General features: G+C 34.9%; 17 protein-coding genes. All 17 read left to right on the top strand.

All coding sequences use genetic code 11. The annotated features are described in order from the left end of the window. Positions 1–445 precede the first annotated feature (445 nt). The 17 genes from FVB32_RS15490 (at position 446) to asnB (FVB32_RS15565) (ending at position 20,320) form a co-directional block, all read left to right on the top strand. Positions 446–1,777: an arylsulfotransferase family protein gene (locus FVB32_RS15490; RefSeq protein WP_147744734.1), complete on the top strand. Its 1,332-nt coding sequence runs from the start codon at positions 446–448 to the stop codon at positions 1,775–1,777. Positions 1,778–1,790: 13 nt separating this feature from the next. After that, positions 1,791–1,943, top strand: coding sequence for a hypothetical protein (locus tag FVB32_RS17800; RefSeq protein ID WP_187269596.1), 153 nt, complete (start codon positions 1,791–1,793; stop codon positions 1,941–1,943). Positions 1,944–2,067: 124 nt separating this feature from the next. Beyond that, the gene (locus FVB32_RS15495; RefSeq protein WP_147744735.1) at positions 2,068–2,334 is read left to right on the top strand and encodes a hypothetical protein; all 267 of its coding nucleotides are present in this window, start codon (positions 2,068–2,070) and stop codon (positions 2,332–2,334) included. Between the two features lie 55 nt (positions 2,335–2,389). After that, complete coding sequence (locus tag FVB32_RS15500; RefSeq protein WP_147744736.1) at positions 2,390–3,334, top strand: sulfotransferase; 945 nt, start codon at positions 2,390–2,392, stop codon at positions 3,332–3,334. 133 nt (positions 3,335–3,467) lie between these two features. Further along, positions 3,468–4,466, top strand: a complete 999-nt coding sequence (locus FVB32_RS15505) for an SDR family oxidoreductase (RefSeq protein WP_147744737.1) — start codon at positions 3,468–3,470, stop codon at positions 4,464–4,466. Positions 4,467–4,477: 11 nt separating this feature from the next. Next, complete coding sequence (locus tag FVB32_RS15510) at positions 4,478–5,806, top strand: UDP-glucose dehydrogenase family protein (protein WP_147744738.1); 1,329 nt, start codon at positions 4,478–4,480, stop codon at positions 5,804–5,806. A gap of 4 nt (positions 5,807–5,810) precedes the next feature. Next, positions 5,811–7,094: a nucleotide sugar dehydrogenase gene (locus tag FVB32_RS15515; RefSeq protein ID WP_147744739.1), complete on the top strand. Its 1,284-nt coding sequence runs from the start codon at positions 5,811–5,813 to the stop codon at positions 7,092–7,094. Between the two features lie 41 nt (positions 7,095–7,135). Continuing rightward, positions 7,136–8,578, top strand: coding sequence for an MBOAT family O-acyltransferase (locus tag FVB32_RS15520; protein WP_147744740.1), 1,443 nt, complete (start codon positions 7,136–7,138; stop codon positions 8,576–8,578). A 10-nt stretch (positions 8,579–8,588) separates the two neighbouring features. Continuing rightward, positions 8,589–9,506: a hypothetical protein gene (locus FVB32_RS15525; RefSeq protein ID WP_147744741.1), complete on the top strand. Its 918-nt coding sequence runs from the start codon at positions 8,589–8,591 to the stop codon at positions 9,504–9,506. A 68-nt stretch (positions 9,507–9,574) separates the two neighbouring features. After that, entirely contained in the window at positions 9,575–10,669 is a 1,095-nt protein-coding gene (locus FVB32_RS15530) for a glycosyltransferase family 4 protein (RefSeq protein WP_147744742.1), read from the top strand. Between the two features lie 199 nt (positions 10,670–10,868). Then, on the top strand, positions 10,869–12,179 hold the full coding sequence (gene murJ / locus FVB32_RS15535) for a murein biosynthesis integral membrane protein MurJ (RefSeq protein WP_147744743.1): 1,311 nt from the start codon (positions 10,869–10,871) through the stop codon (positions 12,177–12,179). Then, positions 12,180–13,310, top strand: coding sequence for an O-antigen ligase family protein (locus FVB32_RS15540; protein ID WP_147744744.1), 1,131 nt, complete (start codon positions 12,180–12,182; stop codon positions 13,308–13,310). A 3-nt stretch (positions 13,311–13,313) separates the two neighbouring features. Next, positions 13,314–14,390: a glycosyltransferase gene (locus FVB32_RS15545; RefSeq protein ID WP_147744745.1), complete on the top strand. Its 1,077-nt coding sequence runs from the start codon at positions 13,314–13,316 to the stop codon at positions 14,388–14,390. Positions 14,391–14,402: 12 nt separating this feature from the next. Continuing rightward, on the top strand, positions 14,403–15,356 hold the full coding sequence (locus FVB32_RS15550; RefSeq protein WP_147744746.1) for an ATP-grasp fold amidoligase family protein: 954 nt from the start codon (positions 14,403–14,405) through the stop codon (positions 15,354–15,356). Between the two features lie 29 nt (positions 15,357–15,385). Beyond that, positions 15,386–17,242: an asparagine synthase (glutamine-hydrolyzing) gene (asnB, locus tag FVB32_RS15555; RefSeq protein ID WP_147744747.1), complete on the top strand. Its 1,857-nt coding sequence runs from the start codon at positions 15,386–15,388 to the stop codon at positions 17,240–17,242. A 7-nt stretch (positions 17,243–17,249) separates the two neighbouring features. Further along, entirely contained in the window at positions 17,250–18,386 is a 1,137-nt protein-coding gene (locus FVB32_RS15560) for a glycosyltransferase (RefSeq protein WP_147744748.1), read from the top strand. An 11-nt stretch (positions 18,387–18,397) separates the two neighbouring features. After that, positions 18,398–20,320: an asparagine synthase (glutamine-hydrolyzing) gene (gene asnB / locus FVB32_RS15565; protein WP_147744749.1), complete on the top strand. Its 1,923-nt coding sequence runs from the start codon at positions 18,398–18,400 to the stop codon at positions 20,318–20,320. Position 20,321: the final 1 nt, after the last annotated feature.

Raw genomic sequence — 20,321 nt, forward strand, 5'->3', positions numbered from 1 at the left:
AGTCTAACCAATATGGAGAGTGGTCACTCAAAAAGGACCTTTTATAAGATTGTTCATACTTCGTACGTCATTACTAACGTATTCTACCATTACTTACAACTAAAAGTTGACGTTTCAGTTAAACTGTTCGATTTAACCTAGGATAGGTTAATATATCTCATAACCTTTAACAATACAATCAAATTAGCACACCTTAAAAAGTGATAGGACTCCTATGTAAAATCAAATCACCAAAAACCATATTTTGATTGATAATACCATTACTGAAAATTTAACCATAGAATTGAGGGTTTGGAAATTTAAAAACTAAGCAAATAGAATCAAAAACGGATTAAAGACATCTCAAATTCAGGTTCAAGGCAGAACAACGAATTATTTGAAGATAATAACGAATTAATAAAGTAACATTTAACATCTTAACCCTAAAATTACTTTCTTTACATTCATGAAAAAACTCCGTCTCATTTTTATTACAGTTGCTGGTTTGTTTTTCTTTTCAGTGCTTTTGTCATCAAGTGTGCGAAATGTCTATTTATCTAATGACGGAGGGGCTTCTAGACTTGGTTTTCTTACTGCTCCCATAAAGTTTATGGCCGAAATTCCATCTAATTTCAAAAAACTTGTTTCTTCCCCAGAGTTTTTTGTGGCGAATTCGGAATCAAAAGACGGGTTTAACTATCTGAAAAAACTTTCTTCAAAAGAATACCCTAAATTGTTGATGTCATATAAAGATGAACAATTTGGTCAAAAGTTCAACCTACTAGATATTAACAACGGAAATGTTATCAAGCAATGGAGCCCAGATAATCAAATGTTGTATTTGAAAGCGTACAACGAAAAAAATCCTGAAAAGCCCGCCAAGGACAGTGATCTTTATTTTATGCACGCTTATATGGACAAGGACAGTTCCTTGCTGTTCACTGCTCAACTTACAAGCCTTCTGGCCAAAATTGATAAAAATAGTGAATTACTATGGTTGAAAAACGATCAGGTGTATCATCATACTATAGAGGGTGACTCGGATAATAATATTTATGTATGCACAAGGCCTTTCCTATCCCAACAATATGACTTTCTTCCAGGTGACCACGATACTTATAAGACTACCTTAATGGATGATCATATCACTGTGTTAAAGAAAGATACCGGAGAGGAAACTTTTAGTAAATCTGTCATACAAATTTTAGTTGATAATGGATATCTAGATTTAATTCTTTACAAAGGTCAGACAATAAGTGACCCTATACACCTAAACGATATTCAACCTGCTCCATACGATTCGGAATACTGGAAAAAAGGGGATTTGTTAATTTCTTGTAGAAATATTAGCACCGTCTTTTTGTATAGACCAGAGACTGACAAAATTATTTGGCTAAAACATGGACCTTGGTATAATCAACATGATGCTGATTTTTATGGTAAGGATAGTATTGTGGTATTTGGTAATGACGTAATACGTGAAGAAAGTAGAGTGGATTCTAGAATCACAACATCAAATCTTTCCTTTTCAAAAGCTAGGCCACATAATCAGGCCTATTTTTATTCCTTTGGTAAGGATTCAGTTTCAACACCCTATACTAAACTTTTTGAAAGTGAAAATATAAGAACAATAACATCTGGCAGGTGCGATATACTGCCCAATGGTGATATCTTTATAGAAGAAACCAATAACGGTAGGATTGTTATTGGAGATTCTATCTCTAAAAAAATTGAATACGTAAAAAGGCTTGATAAAGACCATATCTCTAGTCTTTTTTGGAGTCGCATTATTAATTAAAAACAAAATAATTATGTTTCTGTATCTAGGACCTGGACTTGGTGGAGGTGTTTTGGCGGTAATTACCGGTATTTTTTTAACCTTTTTGGCTTTTTTGACGGCGGTTTTTTGGATTCCATTAAAACGCTTTTTTGGCTTTATGAAGAGTAAATTTAACAAGGAGTAGTTTGGTAATAGCAATTATCGTTTTAGCTGCAATGACCATTTTGTCTTGCATCCTTTTTGAATATTCAAAACTTCCAAATACAATTAAGGTTCTGGTTGCTTCGTACAAGCAACAATTTCAAATAATGTCTAGTAAAGAGCTATCTGATGAGGATAAACAGAAAATGCTTCTGCAACAAATATCCAAGCAGTTGGTGCTAATTGGAAAACTCATTTTGGGTATTTTACTTTTCATTTTACCTTTTCTCACCCTTTTTGTAACGGAAAAGCTTGATGCTTCACTTAATCCAAATATTTTGCTGGACTGGTGGGGACTTTTGACTCCAATTGTTGTAGTCGTTCTTTATGTAATTTTCAAAAAAAATTATGGCAGGTTATTCGGCAACCGATAAATTCATTCACAAATTATATTTATCTAGTTATGGCATTTCCAAGTCAACAATGGAAATGGACGAAATGATTTATGGACAAAAGGCAAAACAACTGCCTATTGACCAAATAGTGTTTGTAACGGGCTTGGCACGATCGGGCACTACAGCTGTTATGAACAAGATTTTTCAACGTGGTGAACATGCTTCGTTACAATATGCCAATATGCCTTTCCTTTTAAGTCCAAATCTTTGGAATCGTAAATCTACCATTGCTGCACATGAAAGGGCACATAAGGATGGTATAATAATAGACGGAAACTCTCCGGAAGAATTCGATGAATATTTCTGGAAGGCATTCTTAAAAGATAGCTTTATAAAGGACAACGGACTCGAAACTCATCGAGTAAATGATGAGGTCTTTAAAAAATACTTAGAATATATCTCATTGATTTGTTTGGCTAAGGGGAAAAACAAATACATATCTAAAAACAATAATAATGTTCTTCGATTACTAGAGCTTCAAAAGATAGAAAATCAAAAAACCTTCATATTGTTTAGAGACCCCCTCTCCCACGCTTCATCATTGATGAAGCTTCATAAAAGTTTTTCCAAAAATCAAATGGAAGATCCTTTTTCCCTAAAATACTTCAATTATCTTGGGCATCATGAATTTGGCTTAAACCATAAACCATTTTTATTAACAAAAAAATTTGAAGAAAATCGACAGGAATTTAACATTGAAACAATTGATTATTGGTTGTCCATTTGGTTAAACTACTATCAGTATATTATGAGTATTCCTTTAAAAAATAGTTGGTTTATTTGTTTTGAAGACCTAATTACCGAACCAGATATAGTTTATGAACACATCAGAAGTCAGATTGGTTTCGAGACCGCTTTAAAATCAAGCAAAAGACATAAACCGTCCACCTACGAAAAACCCAATTACAATAAACAACTGTTGGAAGAATGTCAAGAAATTTACGTTCAGCTTTCACATCAAAGATTATATCAAATCTGATATTTTCAAAAGGACCATTTGGATTGAGCAATCAAAATGGTCCTTTGTCGTTTATTCTTTCCTTTTAAATAAATTATTCCATTTTAAGTATTACTTTTTTCATCTTTGCATTTGATAAATTAACAGATTAAATATGAACTTAAAGCTCCTTGGATTGGACTCCAAGACACATATATTAGTAACTGGTGGAGCTGGTTTCATAGGTTCTAATTTGTGCGAGGCACTAATAAAAAATGGAAACAAAGTTACATGTCTAGATAACTTTGCGACAGGCCACAAAAAGAACATTGAGCATTTACGCTCTAATGTAAATTTCACCTTGATAGAGGGTGATATTAGAAATTTGGATGATTGTGAAAAAGCATGCAAGAATATAAATTTTGTTTTACATCAAGCAGCATTAGGGTCTGTCCCAAGATCCATTAATGATCCTATTACAAGCAACGAAGTAAATGTTTCGGGGTTTTTAAACATGCTCGTGGCGGCCCGAGATGCTAATGTAAAACGGTTTGTATATGCCGCTAGTTCGTCAACTTATGGTGATTCAAAAAGTATGCCCAAGGTTGAAGATGCTATCGGCAAACCTTTATCTCCTTATGCCATAACTAAATATGTAAACGAACTATATGCCGATATTTTTGGCAAAACATATGGTTTGGAAACTATAGGCTTACGCTATTTTAATGTTTTTGGTAGAAAACAAGATCCAAACGGAGCCTATGCAGCCGTAATACCAAAGTTTGTAGCACAATTGATTCAGCACAAATCTCCAATAATAAATGGAGATGGTTCTTTTTCAAGGGATTTCACATATATAGACAATGTTATTGAGATGAATATAAGGTCTATAGTAACTGAAAATAAAAATGCCATAAATACTGTATATAATACCGCTTTTGGTGAACGAACCAATTTAAATGAATTAGTAACACTGCTAAAGGAATATTTAAGTAATTTCGACCCCGAAATAAATGATGTCGAAATAAAATATGGCCCAGCTCGTATCGGGGATGTGCCCCATTCTCTTGCTTCTATAGAAAAAGCAGAAAAACAATTAGGATATAACCCCCAACATGATATAAAAAAGGGTCTAAAAGAGGCCGTTAATTGGTATTGGGAAAATTTAAAATAAGATAAAACAAAATGAATTTAACTGTTATTGGAACCGGTTACGTAGGTTTAGTAAGCGGCTCTTGTTTTTCGGAAATGGGGAACACTGTTACCTGCATTGATATTGATTCTAAAAAGATAGAAAACCTTAAAAAAGGTATCATTCCAATATATGAGCCTGGATTGGAGGCCATGGTCAACCGTAATGTTCAAAACAAAACATTGCATTTTAGCACAAGCCTAAAAGATAATCTGCACAATGTAGATATCGCATTTATTGCCGTTGGAACCCCAATGGGAGAAGATGGTTCTGCAGATTTAAAATATGTACTGCAAGTGGCCAAACAAATAGGAGAAAATATGTCAACTCCGATAATAATCGTGGATAAATCAACTGTTCCTGTTGGTACAGCTGACAAAGTAAGAGCGGCCATCTCCAAAGAACTCGCAAAAAGAGACAAAAAAATTGAGTTTCATGTGGTGTCCAATCCTGAATTTTTAAAGGAGGGGGATGCCATAAATGATTTTATGAAACCTGATCGAGTTGTTGTTGGGTCAGATGATAAGGGCGCAACAGAAAAAATGAGAGCACTTTATGCTCCTTTTTTTAGAAGTAGTACGGATAGATTGATTACCATGGACGTACGTTCTGCAGAGATGACCAAGTATGTGGCAAATGCCATGTTGGCAACCAAAATTTCTTTTATGAATGAAATTGCCAACATTTGTGAATTAGTAGATGCAGACGTAAATAAAGTTAGAATTGGAATTGGGTCTGACAGCAGAATAGGTTATAGTTTTATATATCCAGGAAGTGGCTATGGTGGGTCCTGTTTTCCAAAAGATGTAAAAGCTTTGAAGAAAACTGCCGCCGAAAATGGCTACACAGCAAATCTTATAAAGGCTGTGGAAGATGTAAATGACAAACAAAAGTTGGTCATAGCCAAGAAAGTGATTTCTAGATTTGGTGAGGATTTAACTGGGAAAACATTTGCAATCTGGGGGCTTTCATTTAAACCAGAAACCGATGATATGAGAGAAGCCCCTTCATTATATGTAATAAATGAACTTACCAAAAGAGGAGGCAAAATACAAGCTTATGATCCAAAGGCTAGAGAAGAAGCGGAGCATTTCTATTTGAAAGGAAATGAGAATGTAGCTTATTTCAATTCAAAATACGAAACTCTGCAAAATGCAGATGCTATGATTCTATTAACCGAATGGAAAGAATTTAGATCTCCAGATTTTGAGGAGTTGAAAAAACAATTAAAACAACCTATAATTTTTGATGGACGTAATCAGTATAATCATTCAACCCTAATAAAAAATAATTTTGAATATTTTCAAATAGGGAAAAAATAAAACAATGAATACTTCCAAAATTGCCATTATCGGTTTAGGTTATGTAGGCTTACCTCTTGCGCGCTTGTTTGCTACAAAGTACCCAGTTATAGGTTTTGACATAAATGAAGAACGCATAAAAGAACTACAGGCCGGAACAGATAGTACTTTAGAAGTAAGCAATGACGTTTTACATGCCGTTTTAAAAGATAATGCCGAAATCGATCAAGGCCTTTTTTGTACCAATAACTTAGATGCTATAAGAGATTGCAACTATTATATTGTAACAGTTCCTACCCCAATCGACAAAAACAATAGACCAGATTTGACACCTCTTTATAAATCTAGTAAGACTGTTGGAAAGGTGTTGAAAAAAGGCGATATCGTGATTTATGAATCTACGGTATACCCTGGCGCTACAGAAGACGAATGTATTCCTGTATTGGAGAAGGTAAGTGGTTTAAAATTCAATGAAGATTTCTTTGCAGGATATTCGCCAGAACGTATTAACCCCGGAGATAAACTGCATACCGTAGATAAAATATTAAAGGTAACAGCAGGTTCTACCATAGAAATTGGCAAAAAGGTGGATGCTTTGTACGCTAGCATAATTACAGCTGGCACTCATCTTGCCCCCACTATTAAAGTTGCTGAAGCCGCAAAAGTTATTGAAAACTCGCAACGAGACATCAATATTGCCTTTGTCAATGAACTTGCCAAAATATTCAATCTTTTGGATATTGATACCCACTCAGTATTGGAGGCGGCCGGAACAAAATGGAATTTTTTGCCCTTTAAACCAGGATTGGTTGGGGGGCATTGCATAGGTGTTGACCCTTATTACCTGGCCCAAAAGGCACAGGAAGCTGGGTATCATCCCGAAATTATATTGGCGGGTAGGCGGGTTAATGATGGAATGGGACAATACGTTGCTACGGAAATCATAAAACTTATGGTAGATAAAGATATCCGGATAAAGAATGCAAAAGTCCTTGCGCTTGGAATCACATTTAAAGAGAACTGTCCTGATGTTCGAAACACCAAGGCAGTTGATGTGATTAATGAGTTAAAAGGGTACGGTGCCGATGTTATTGTCTATGACCCGTGGGCCAATCCAGCAGAAGTTCAACATGAATACAACCTCAAAACCATTCAAGAATTACCCAATGATGACATGTACGATGTTGTTGTTTTGACAGTTTCACATAAAGAGTTTTTGGATTTGGATATTAAGAAACTGTTGAACCCAAATGGAGTTGTATATGATGTTAAAGGCGTATTGAAAGGTGATATAGGTGGGAGATTATAAATTATTAAGTTTTCAAAGGAAATTTCACTATAACTAGGTAAATGCTTTTTAACTCAGCCGATTTTGCCATTTTTCTTCCAATAACATTCTTTTTTTATTGGTATGTTACCCATAAGAATGTTGCCATCCAAAATGTGTTTTTGGTTGTTGCCAGTTATCTTTTTTACGGTTGGTGGGATCCACGGTTTTTAACACTTATCATCTTCAGTAGTTTTGTTGATTATTCAATCGGTTTAAACCTTTCCAAATCCGGTAACCCTAAAGTGCGAAAGGCTCTTTTGTTCACAAGTTTGTTAGTAAACCTAGGATTGTTGGGGTTTTTCAAATACTACAATTTTTTTGTGGACAGTTTTGTAGATGCTTTTAGCTTTTTTGGAAGGGAAATTGGTGCTCAAAGTCTGAACATTATTTTACCTGTTGGCATAAGTTTTTATACTTTCCAAACCTTAAGTTATACGATAGATGTGTACAAGGGTAAATTAAAACCTACAAATAATTTGATTGCCTTTTTTGCCTTTGTCAGTTTTTTTCCCCAGTTGGTTGCCGGGCCCATTGAGAGAGCAACGAACCTATTGCCTCAGTTCTTTAACAAGAGAACTTTTAGTTATACTAATGCAGTAGATGGAATGCGCCAAATATTATGGGGGCTTTTCAAAAAAGTAGTGATTGCCGATAATTGTGCCAAATTTGTCAATATAATTTTTGAAAATTATCCCGAACAATCTGGAAGCACATTAATTCTAGGTGCTTTTTTCTTTGCTTTTCAAATTTATGGTGACTTTTCAGGGTACTCAGATATTGCCATTGGGGTCTCCAGATTATTTGGTTTTAGTTTGATGCAAAATTTTGCCTTCCCGTATTTCTCTAGGGACATTGCAGAATTTTGGAGGAGATGGCATATTTCGCTCTCTTCTTGGTTTAGAGATTATTTATACATTCCCATTGGAGGGAGTAAAGGAGGAAAACTTAATAAAGTAAGAAATGTTTTTATAATCTTTATTGTCAGTGGTTTTTGGCATGGAGCTAATTGGACTTTTATTATTTGGGGGTTTTTAAACGCTCTCTATTTCATTCCTATAATGCTTCTCAATAAGAATAGGATAAATACGGACTCGGTGGCAGAAGGAAAACTATTTCCCTCCTTAAAGGAACTATTCCAGATGCTATTCACCTTCCTTCTCACCCTGCTTGCATGGATCTTTTTTAGAGCACCGAGCGTGACGGACGCGATTAGGTATATTGAAAATATTTTTTCCGATTCATTTTTTTCAATTCCATCTGCCCTAAACGAGTGGTTACTTACAATAGCGCTTATAATTTTTATGGTGTTTGTAGAGTGGATTCAAAGAAGCAAGAAGCACGCCTTGGAATTGGAACATAATCAATTAAAGAAACCTCTACGCTGGGCATTCTATCTGGCGGTAACTTTTTCCCTCTTTTGGTTTGGAGGAGCACAACAAGATTTTATTTACTTTCAGTTCTAATGTTTTTACCATGGGAATTAAAAAATTCGTTATCACAAGTCTTAAATTTCTAATTGCAGTCATTTTGGTGTGCGTTTTATCATTTTTATTTAATTCCGCGTATGTCAATATTCGAGGCTACGAAATTGAACCCCACCAAAATATACTGATATTAGGTGATTCACATACGGAATATGCTGTCGATGACACCATTTTTACGAATAGTGTAAATCTTTCCCATAGTGCTGACTCCTATTTTTATTCTTACTTGAAAGTTAAAAGGATGAAGCAAGAAAATCCACAAATAGATACATTGCTTCTTGCTTTTTCAAATCATAATTTACTCTCCCAATATGATGAAAGGTGGCTATTAAACCCTCTTCATATAAAAAGCAAATTTAGGATTTACACAGATTTGATGAGTTTTTCAGATTTCGGATTTTTCTTAAAATCAAAACCTATGCCTGTTTTACAGGGAATAATGGAGATGCCTAAATATTCTATAAAACTACTATTAAAAGGAGGAATAAAAGAGAGAGACTTAGGAAGTTTCAAACCTTCGGAAAGAAACAAACTCGCAGAGAACATTGAACGATTTAAGAAAGATAGTAACAAACGAACACTTAAATATTCAGAAATAGAGAAGAGCAATTTTTTTAATATCATCAACTTTTGTAAAAAGAATGACATCACAGTAATTTTGGTAAGTACCCCAATACACAAAGTTTATTTAAGCAACGAGGACAAAATGAAAGAGTTTGAATTACTTTATAGTTTTTACGATTCAAAACTAAATGGTGTAACTTTCTTGGATTATTCGTTTTATAACATACCCGATTCCTGTTATCAGGATATCAACCATTTAAATCGCAAAGGAGCTCAAAAATTCACTGAACAACTAATAAATGATATTAGATCTAACTCATATACATCTGCCATTGACAAATAAGGAAATTATTTTTTATTCCATTAACCCTATGAAATCTTTTTGAATTTACAATGCCAAACAATTCATAAATGAACAGAAAGAAAAAAATTTCATTTGTAATAGGATCTTTGTCACCGGGCGGCGCAGAAAGGGTAGTAACAACCTTGGCAAATGAATTATCCAAAGTACATTCGGTTTGTATCATAACACTGATAAAATCCATCCCCTATTATACAATCAATAAAAATGTAAAAGTATTATATTGTGCGGAAAAAATAGCTCCGAGTAAAAATAGCCTACAGGCACTAAAGACCAATTTTCAACTTTACAAGAAAATCTCTTCCCTCATTCACAAGGAAAAGATAGATTTACTAATTGGCTTTATCACAAGCGCCAATATTCTTTCTGTTCTTGCTGCCAAAAGACAAGGGATTCCATGTATCATAAGTGAGCGCAATTTTCCAATGCATGCCAACACTCCCAAGATGTGGAAAATCCTTAGGAGGCTGCTTTATCGCAAATCAGATTTTCTTGTAGTTCAGACAGAAGAAATAAGGGATTACTTTAAATCTCTAATGCCTGAAGACAAGATTTTAATTTTAGCAAATCCTATTGCTCCAGAAATTTCCGCATCCAGGGATTCTAAGATAAAAAAGGAAAACATTGTTTTAAATGTAGGGCGGTTAACCTACCAAAAATCGCAGGATACTCTTATAAGAGCTTTTGCAAACATTGAGAACAAGAACTGGAAATTACTGATTATAGGTGAAGGCAATAAAAGAATGGAATACGAGGACTTGATTCAAAAGCTTAAGTTGGGAGACCGGGTCCTGCTTGTTGGGAACACCAATGATATGCCCCACTATTATAACAGAGCTTCAATCTTTGCATTTCCATCGAGGTTTGAAGGATTTCCCAATGCCTTATTGGAGGCTATGCATTTCGGTTTGCCTTGCGTATCAACAGATTGCCCAACAGGGCCTTCAAAATTAATAAATAATGGCTCAAATGGTTTCTTAATTCCAATTGACAGCCCAGAAACACTAGAAAAAAAATTAAGCGAATTGATTAACAATGATGTTTTACGAGGAAACATGGGAAAAAAAGCTGTGGAAAGTACAATAAAGTTTGAAACAGCCCCAGTAACAGAACAATGGAATGATGTCATTAATCGATTAGTTTGAAATTCATTGCCCAATAAATGAGAACTTTGAAAAATTCATGTATGAACCACCAAAAGTAATGGCTAAATTATTATAGTCACTGACCAAATTAATGACTGCAAAAACAGTTTCTGGATATAAATCCCGGCCCAAATTTTTATAAGCATATAAACCCATAATCTTGAAGATTCCTTCTTTACAAATAATAATTTCCAAGGGGATGGATTATTTAAAAAATCCAGTCTCTAGGAATATTATATTGATTGGGGTTTTGACCATGTTTGCCAAGGGTTTTGGTTTTTTTAAAGAAACCATAATTGCTTCCACATATGGTCTTTCAGAAATACTGGATACATTTTACATCGCTGTGCTAATCCCCAACTTTATCAACAATGTATTCTTAAGTGCACTTGGCAGTGTCTTTATTCCAAATTATGTTAGAGAGTCCAAAATATCTAAAAATCTTGGGCCTTTTCAAGCAAACGGATTTGTAATAACCGCTGGCATATCCTTAATTTTTATAGTAATATCCGTATTGGTCACTGATGTTTATGTTGAACATTTTTTTACTGGACATACTGATATTTACTATCAACTCATAAAAACTCAGTTTTATTATATCTCACCCTGTATATTGCTTTGGGGTATTTCCTCATTGATTTCAAAATTGTTGAATTTAAACGATGAGTTTACAATTCCTGTAATCAGCGGAGTGCTTATACCTTTGTCCATCCTTTCAGCAATCTTTATCTGGAGGGATTCTTCCCCTGAGATAGCGCTTGCTGTTGGCACTTTAGTAGGAAGTTTTTTACAACTCAGTGTATTGCTGATGATTGCATCAAGAAAAAAAATATTGGTCTTAGGAGTTCCCAACTTCAAATCTAAAAATGTCAAGCTCATGTTCGCGCAACTTCCAGCAAAAGTATCCTCTGGATTTCTGACAGGATTATTGCCTGTTACAGATCAGTTCTTCGCAGCTCAGCTTGCTATTGGATCTATTGCAGCACTCAATTTTGGATTAAAAGTCCCCGCTTTATTAACAACAATAGCCATAGTAGCCATTAACAGTGTGCTGCTGCCATTCTTCTCTAAATTAGCTGTTGAAAGCGAAAAGAAAGCCTTTACAGCACTTTTTAAAATAATTCGTCATTTATTTTTAATCAGTTTGACCATAACGATTATGTTTGTTGCCTTTTCAAACTCTATTGTGGAACTTCTTTTTGAAAGAAATTCATTTACATCTGAAAATACCGAAATTGTTGGAAAAATACAGACAATCTTTCTAATCTATGTACCTTTCACGATAAGCGGAATGGTGTTGGTTAATTTTTTAACAAGCATTAATAAGAACAACTTCATGGCCCTAGTATCATTCATAGGTGCCACATTCAATATTATTTTGGATATTATATTCATGAAGCTATATGGTGTATACGGAATTGCAATCTGTACTACCTGCGTTGTAATTATAAGATTTTTAATATTGTTAAAGTATACTGTAAAGCTCAATAATCGCGTTAATAAGGAATAGGTGAAGTCTTTAAAATACATTATTCTAGTATTGATATTATGGGGGTTCCCAACCTTTGCGCTATTTTATATTAGCCCAGCTTTAGGCTCAGCAACAAGCTATTTAACCCTATTGCTGCTCATGGTATACTATGTCTTGCTAAAAGAAAAAAAAGGTGTAATGATACCTTTCATTCTACTTGGTTTGGGATACTATTTACTTTCTGGCCTTAATTATACGGAACCAAGCTCTAGAGAGTTCTTTGTCAACTTCATTAAGTTCATAATTGTGGTCATTTGCGGTTCAGAGTTGGCTAGAAATACTACGTCCAAAGAAATGTACGTAATTCTAATTTTTGGTACTTTAAGTGTGGTTTTTCATTCCGTTTTTTTTCCAACTGTCGATGCACATTTTGGCAGCACATTTGGCAGGTTTAGCGGCTTTTACTTAAATCCCAATTATGCTGCCATTATGTGCCTATGCGGCTTTGGTCTCAGTTTTGGCATCAAAGAAACCAAGCTTAGATTGATTGGACAGCTCGTTTTTTCTTTTGCTGGGCTTTTAACACTATCTCGCTATTTTATTTCCATATGGGTATTAATGAACGTTCTAGGAATTATACATAGCAAGAAGAACCTCATTACTCCAGTGATTGGTGGTGGACTTTTGGTTTTGGTTTTGGTAATCGGTGGTAGTTCATTGAAATTAAATGTATCCCGATTTGAAGCTTTACAAAGTATTTTTGATAGTGAAGTTGAAGTAAAAACAAAAACTATCAACAGAGATACAAGAATGGATACTTGGTCCACCTACTATGATGTCATTTTTGACAAACCGTTTCTCGGAAATGGTTATCGTAAGCTTCAGGGGGGGTATTTCGGTTTATATGCAGGAGTACACAATACCTATTTAATGGTTATAGGGGAAGCAGGAATAATACCTTTTTTGATTCTTCTATGGATAATAGGGTACCTCGTTTTAATGAGTGTTTTAGACTATCAATCCAAACCGCATTATTTTTTCCTCAATATTGCGGTCGCAACTTCCCTGTTGGTTGGCCATACTTATTTTGAAAAATTTTCCAATATATTTTTCACATTATTCCTTTATGCGAGATTAATTGAGTATAAACAAAATAAAACGGAAGCCTGATAAATGGACGCCAAAATCAATATAGTTTTTGTTATACCGTCATTGTGTGCGGGAGGCACCGAACGGGTTATGTCTTATATTGCCCAACATCTGGACAAGGATACGTTTATTGTAACCTTAGTCGTTCTTGGGTTCGAAAAAGACAATGCTTTCCCTGTAAATGGCATAGAAGTTATTTATCTTAACAAGCCACGAGTACTTTCCGCTATTTTAGAGATTTTTTCTACACTCAAAACACTTAAACCAACGGTTGTAATAAGTGCCCTATCCCACTTAAATATTATAATGGGGTTAATGGCCCCATTTTTTCCAAAGGCCAAATTTATTGGTAGGGAAGTCAATATTCCAAGTGTGCTAAAAAACTTTCCAGAAAAAACAAATAGGTATTATCCACCTATACTTAAAACACTTGGATATAAATTCCTGGATGTAGTTATATGTCAATCCAACGATATGTTCAACGAACTAAAACTTAACTCCAAAATTAAAGCGTCCAAACTAGTAATTATAAACAATCCAATTACCAAAAGTTTTGAACCAAAGAAAAGAGGTGAAATAAGCAATCCTTTAAAACTCATTACCATTGGCAGTCTTGAACCAAGGAAAGGACATATGAGAATATTAGAAGCCCTTGGAAAAGTTGATTTTGATTTTCGGTATAACATAATAGGGTCAGGTTCTACAAAACAAGATATATTTAAATTAGCCAAAAAATTGGGAATACATGACAAAATTGTTCACATTCCTTTTACTCAGGAGGTTTCAAAATATTTATCGGAAAACGATTTGTTTTTGCAAGGTTCTTACGTAGAAGGCTTTCCAAATGCTTTATTGGAAAGCTGCGCTGTTGGAACTCCAGTCATAGCTTTTGAAGCTCCTGGTGGGATTAATGAGATAGTTCTTCCAGATGTAAACGGTTATATTGCTAGGTCCCAGGAAGAATTCATAGCGAATATAAAGAAAGCAATGAGCAAAACATGGAATCCTATTACTATATCAGAATCTGTGCTAAAAAAATACCATCAAAAAATCATATTGAATAAATACGAAGACCTATTTATTTCATGCGCCTCTAAATAATTAATCTTTCAAATGAAAAAACTTCTTCGATACCTCTATAAGAATACAACTATTGGGCATTTAGTTATTCACCAGTTTATTCGTCTCCACAACTTTTATTTGTTTAGGATAATGCCTGAAAAGGCCTTTTCAAAAAGAAAGTTTCGAAAATCCTTTAATAGAGATGTTGACCTAGATAATCCCAAAACCCTCAATGAAAAAATAGTTTGGCTTAAACTAAACGATAGAACTCCTCTTCATACCATTTGTGCGGACAAACTAGCAGTAAGGGAATATATAAAAGAAAAAATTGGTGATGATTATCTTGTCCCTCTTTACTTTCAAACCAAAAATTCTAAGGATATAATACCTGATAATCTGCCTGATAAGCCTTTCATTATCAAAACCAACCACGATAGCGGAGGAGGTGTTATTGTAAAGGACAAATCTGAAATCGATTGGAAAGAAGTAAGGGAAAATTTAACTAAAAGGTTGAAAAAGAATTATTACCATAGGTCCAAGGAATGGCAATACAAGAATATAAAACCATGCATAATTGTAGAAAAACTACTCATGGACAAAGGTGGCGAACTTACTAAAGATTTCAAAATGCATTGTTTTAATGGGGAAGTAACCATGTTACAGGTAGATATTGGAAGATTTTCAGGAAATCATTGCCGAAATTTTTACGACAAGGAATGGAAAAGACAGCCCTATAGGTGGGCTTCGCCAAAAGAAAATGGAAAGTTTACCAATCCAAGTGAAGATGATGTAGAGAGGCCACAGGCCCTAAATAAAATGATTTCCCTATCCGAAATGCTAGCAAAAGATTTTTCTTATGTTCGTATTGATTGGTATGAAGTAGAGGGGATTTTATATTTTGGTGAAATAACCTTTCATACTGATGGTGGTTGCGTACCTATACTTCCCGCCGAATGGGATCGTAAACTTGGAGATATGCTAACATTACCCAAAGCATCCCTATAAAATAAATATAAACTTATATTCGAAGAATTGTGTGTGGTATATATGGTGCAATAGGCCCTTACAGTAGTGAAGAAGTGGAAGCAAAACTGAAACTGACCCAATTTAGAGGGCCTGATTTTTATGGTTACAAAGCTATTAACTTACCTAATGGAAGAAAGTTAAGTCTTGCCCATAATCGTTTGTCAATTTTGGATCTTGATCAAAGGTCACATCAACCTTTTACTTATAATGAAGGCGGTATAACGGTGGTTTATAATGGGGAAATCTATAATTACAATACTATAAAAAATAAGTTGGTCTCCGCAGGCTATAAATTTAAGACTACTAGTGATACAGAAGTCATTTGCGCCGCTTATCTTGAGTATGGTTATAGCTGTGTGAAAAAATTCAATGGCATGTTTGCATTTGTGATATATGATCAGGAGAAACAGATTTTGTTTGGGTCTAGAGATAGACTTGGCCAAAAACCATTTTATTATTCCATAACCGAAGGTGGTTTTGAATTCGCAAGCCAATTGTCTTCAATACAGTTGTACAATAAAGGGTTATCCATTTCCAAAAGGGCAATTCGTGAATACCTCTCATGGGGGGTAATACCAGATACCTTATCAATTTTTAATGAGGTTGAAAAACTACGGGCTGGTCACTACTTTGTCTACAGTATAACTTCTGGAGATTTTGAAGTTGAACCGTTTTGGGATATTGATGTTTCCGGAAAGTCTAAATTTTCCGGTTCCTATTTGGACGCAAAACAAGAACTTGAAGAAATCCTTACTGATGCGGTCAAAATTAGATTGGTTGCAGACGTACCCGTTGGTGTATTCTTGTCGGGGGGTGTTGATTCTTCTTTAGTTGCAGCATTGGCAACCAAAACAACAAACGACAAAATCCAAACTTTTTCGGTAAAATTCAGTGAAAAGGGCTTCGATGAAAGTGTTTATGCGCAAGAAGTCGCGAATCATATCCAAACAGATCACCATATCATTAACTGCAACCCAAAAGAGGGCATCGATTTGATCGAAAATTTTACATCCTTCTACGATGAACCTTTTTCGGATTCCTCTGCAATTCCGTCTATGCTACTAGCAAAATATACCAGAAAACATGTGACCGTGGCACTTTCTGGAGATGGTGGCGATGAGAGCTTTCTGGGATACCATAGATACAATTGGGTGACCTACCTCACCAAAATCTATGGGCTTCCAAAATTTTTAAGGCTGTTTGGAGCTGGTGTTCTAAATCTGGCACCAAATTATAGGTTAAAGATTATTTCAGAGACTATTAAAAATAAAAGCTTGAACGAAGCCTATTTAAGTACAATGTTCAATACAAATCCATCCTGGATGGAACCCAACAATAGCACTTCTGAATTTGAAGAATTAAAATATCTTTTTCATAAAAACAAGAATGTTTATGAGAGGGTTTCAGATTTTGATATCAAAACATATTTAAACTGGGACATTAACACCAAAGTGGATAGGGCAACTATGGCCTATTCTCTTGAAGCAAGGGCTCCTTTAATGGACTATCGTGTGGTTGATTTTGCAAGATCCTTACCTACCGACTTTAAGTTCCTTAAAGGCAACCAAAAAAGAATACTTAAAGATATTCTCTATGCACATGCCCCAAAAGAAATTTTTGACAGGCCTAAGGCCGGCTTCACTATGCCGTTCAAAGAATGGTTCAAAAAAGATTTAAAAGACTTTATCTTATCAGAATTAAATGAAAATGAGCTTGCTATTATTCCGGGTATAGATGTTGAAGAAGTTTCTAAGATGATTGACCAACATATGAAGGGCACATGGAACAGGTATTCTTTAATTTGGAAACTATTGGTTTTAAAGCAGTGGCTAAAAAACAATGGTAAAGGCATAACGATTAAATAATAACACTATGACCATTGGAATACTCATTTACTCCCTAGGCGGTGGTGGCGCGGAACGTGTGGTTTCATATTTGCTGGACTACTTCCATACATCAAAAGTAAATGTAGCTTTGGTACTGATGAATCAAAAGATTGTCTATGATATTCCAAAAGACATTCCAGTTTTTTACATCGAAAAATCCAAATCGAATGAATCGGGCCTAATTAAACTCTTTAAAGTCCCTTTCTTGGCCTATAAGTATGCCAGATTATGCAAAAAAGAGAAAATTACGCACTCTCTGAGTTTAATGACACGCCCAAATTATATTAACACCCTATCTGGGTATTTCAATAGAAGTTCTAAAATAATTATTAGTGAGCGTGCATATCCATCGTTTCAATACGGCTACGGAGACCTAAAAAGCAGAATAAATAAATTATTGATAAAGAAAATTTTTAAAAGGGCCCACGGGGTAATAGCCAATTCGAAGGGAAATTGTAACGACCTTATTGAAAACTTTAACGTACCTAAGGATATAATTAGGGTAATATATAATCCAATAGCCTTGGCAAGAATTGAAGAGTCTAGTGCCATCAAAGACTATTTTGACCCAACTTATATCAATCTGATTACGGTTGGAAGGCTTGATCAAGGTAAAAATCATAAGCTCTTGATAGATGCCATTAAAAATCTTGATAAGGTAAGACTATATATATTGGGTAATGGTGAACTTCAGGAAGAACTGGAACGCCAAATAAAAGAATTGGACCTTCAGAACAACGTGTTTTTGCTTGGTTTTGTAGAAAATCCTTTTGAATTCCTTAAGGCCTCTGATATCTTTGTTTTTAGCTCAAATCATGAGGGTTTTCCAAATGTATTGTTGGAAGCCCTGGCATGTGGATTACCCATAATTTCAACGAATTGTAAAGCGGGGCCATCAGAAATTTTAGAGGTTTCTGATGAAAGATCTAATGCTATAATGCATTCTAAATATGGCTTTCTTGTACCCGTTGGTAATACCAAATGTATGACCGAAGCTATTTTAAAACTCACCTCCAATAATCAGTTTAGGAGTCAATTTGAAAATATTGCTAAAAAAAGAGCAGCTCAATTTGAACTTAGAACTATATTGAAAAAGTATGAGGCCTATATTTTTAATCATTAACCCATTGTATAATGTGCGGCATTAACGGCATAATCACTAAGAAAAATAGTTCGGTAAATACACTGAAGGAGCAGGTGCAAAAAATGAACGACTTCATCGTTCACAGAGGTCCTGATGATGATGGCATCTATTTAAATGAAGGAGAAGGCTATGGATTGGGAATGGGAATGCGCAGACTTTCAATTATTGATCTAAGCTCTGGCAAACAACCTATCATATCGGATGATAACTCAATTGCACTTGTTTTTAATGGGGAAATATATAATTATCGCCAATTGAGAGAGAACCTGATAACTGAAGGTGTAATTTTTAATACCAAAAGTGATACAGAGGTCATTTTAAAACTATACCAAAAATATGGGGTTGACAGCTTTAATCAATTGGATGGAATGTTTGCCTTCAGTTTATATGACAAAAAATTGAATAAGGTATTCATAGCAAGGGATTTTTTTGGTGAAAAACCCTTATACTATTCAAAAATCAATGAAAACTTCTATTGGGCTTCAGAACTAAAATCCCTGACCAAGGTATCACAATTGCCCCTTGCCATTTCAAGAGAGGGTATAAACCTGTTTTTTAGACTTACCTATATTCCTGCACCATATACCATATATGAAGGGGTTCATAAACTTCAGGCCAATCATTACTTGACGTACGATCTTTCCAAACATGAAATTACAGTTGAGGAAATTCACCCCTACTCCTACCCAGAAAAAAAGGAAATTGGTTTTGAGGAAGCCAAAAATACCGTTAAGGATATGGTATACAAAAGTGTTGAAAGCAGGTCTATATCCGATGTTCCTTTAGGTACTTTTTTATCTGGAGGAGTAGACTCATCCATTGTTTCCCTTTGTTTATCAGAGGCCACCTCAAGCAAGATAGATACTTTTTCAATTGGTTTTGAAAAAGCATCCTTTGATGAAACAGATAAGTCCAGACTGGTTGCAAAACACATAAATAGTAATCATCATGAGTTTATAATTGGAGAAAACGATTTGAAGGATCGCATCCATGATATTCTCATCAATTTTGATGAGCCATTTTCAGATACGGCCTCCCTACCCACGGAACTTGTTGCTCGTAAAACCCGGGAACACGTAACTGTTGCCCTTACAGGGGATGGCGGAGATGAAATTTTTGGGGGATATAATAAATATTACATCGGCAAGTTGAATGCAAAGTACACTAACATAATGCCCGAATCCCTTCATAAACTTGCTAGAAAATCCGCAAACTCTCTACTTAGAACAAAGGACGACAAACGTGGAAAACGATTTAAGGTAAGAAGATTTTTAAACGCTGTGGATTATCAAAATTTGTTTTATTGGGATATTATCTCTTTGAACAATACGTCCCATCAAATTTCCCAAATCTTAACACAAAAATGGCATCAATCAGATATCTTGGACCATTACCAAGAACAATTGGGCATTAAACAACCTACCTCGCTAACCGATTTTAGATTAGTGGATTGGGTATTAAGTCTTGAAGGGGGAATGCTTCCCAAAGTTGATCGTACGAGCATGTTGAACTCACTGGAATGCAGAGCACCTTTTCTTAATAGAGAACTCTGGAATTTTACCAATAGTCTTCCTGAGAGTTATTTGATGAAAAATTGGAATAAAAAATATATCTTAAAAGAAGCATTTAAAGATAAGTTCCCAGCAAACTTTCTGGAGCGAAGCAAAAGTGGATTTGGCTCACCGGTTGGAGACTGGCTTAGACAAAGTCTGAGACCAGAACTTGAATCCTACATAGAGTCAGGGTTCCTTAAAAGTCAAGATATTTTTAATGTAGAAAATGTTCAGGCATTAGTTTTAAACCATCTTAATGGAAAACAAGATAATACCTTCAGGGTTTGGGGGTTCTATTGTTTTCAAAAATGGTACAACCACAATGCCATTAAACCAAACTATAAAACCGATAAATCCTAAA

This window comes from Flagellimonas hymeniacidonis (assembly GCF_008040165.1).
Lineage (GTDB): Bacteria > Bacteroidota > Bacteroidia > Flavobacteriales > Flavobacteriaceae > Flagellimonas > Flagellimonas hymeniacidonis.

Excerpts from the sequence above, each read along its gene's own strand:
- FVB32_RS15550 (WP_147744746.1), top strand. The coding sequence starts at position 14,403 with ATGAAAAAACTTCTTCGATACCTCTATAAGAATACAACTATTGGGCAT.
- FVB32_RS15490 (WP_147744734.1), top strand. The coding sequence starts at position 446 with ATGAAAAAACTCCGTCTCATTTTTATTACAGTTGCTGGTTTGTTTTTC.
- FVB32_RS15545 (WP_147744745.1), top strand. The coding sequence starts at position 13,314 with ATGGACGCCAAAATCAATATAGTTTTTGTTATACCGTCATTGTGTGCG.
- FVB32_RS15505 (WP_147744737.1), top strand. The coding sequence starts at position 3,468 with ATGAACTTAAAGCTCCTTGGATTGGACTCCAAGACACATATATTAGTA.
- FVB32_RS15530 (WP_147744742.1), top strand. The coding sequence starts at position 9,575 with ATGAACAGAAAGAAAAAAATTTCATTTGTAATAGGATCTTTGTCACCG.
- FVB32_RS15515 (WP_147744739.1), top strand. The coding sequence starts at position 5,811 with ATGAATACTTCCAAAATTGCCATTATCGGTTTAGGTTATGTAGGCTTA.
- FVB32_RS15560 (WP_147744748.1), top strand. The coding sequence starts at position 17,250 with ATGACCATTGGAATACTCATTTACTCCCTAGGCGGTGGTGGCGCGGAA.
- FVB32_RS15510 (WP_147744738.1), top strand. The coding sequence starts at position 4,478 with ATGAATTTAACTGTTATTGGAACCGGTTACGTAGGTTTAGTAAGCGGC.
- FVB32_RS17800 (WP_187269596.1), top strand. The coding sequence starts at position 1,791 with ATGTTTCTGTATCTAGGACCTGGACTTGGTGGAGGTGTTTTGGCGGTA.
- FVB32_RS15525 (WP_147744741.1), top strand. The coding sequence starts at position 8,589 with ATGGGAATTAAAAAATTCGTTATCACAAGTCTTAAATTTCTAATTGCA.
- FVB32_RS15495 (WP_147744735.1), top strand. The coding sequence starts at position 2,068 with ATGTCTAGTAAAGAGCTATCTGATGAGGATAAACAGAAAATGCTTCTG.
- murJ (WP_147744743.1), top strand. The coding sequence starts at position 10,869 with ATGGATTATTTAAAAAATCCAGTCTCTAGGAATATTATATTGATTGGG.
- asnB (WP_147744749.1), top strand. The coding sequence starts at position 18,398 with ATGTGCGGCATTAACGGCATAATCACTAAGAAAAATAGTTCGGTAAAT.
- FVB32_RS15500 (WP_147744736.1), top strand. The coding sequence starts at position 2,390 with ATGGACGAAATGATTTATGGACAAAAGGCAAAACAACTGCCTATTGAC.
- FVB32_RS15520 (WP_147744740.1), top strand. The coding sequence starts at position 7,136 with ATGCTTTTTAACTCAGCCGATTTTGCCATTTTTCTTCCAATAACATTC.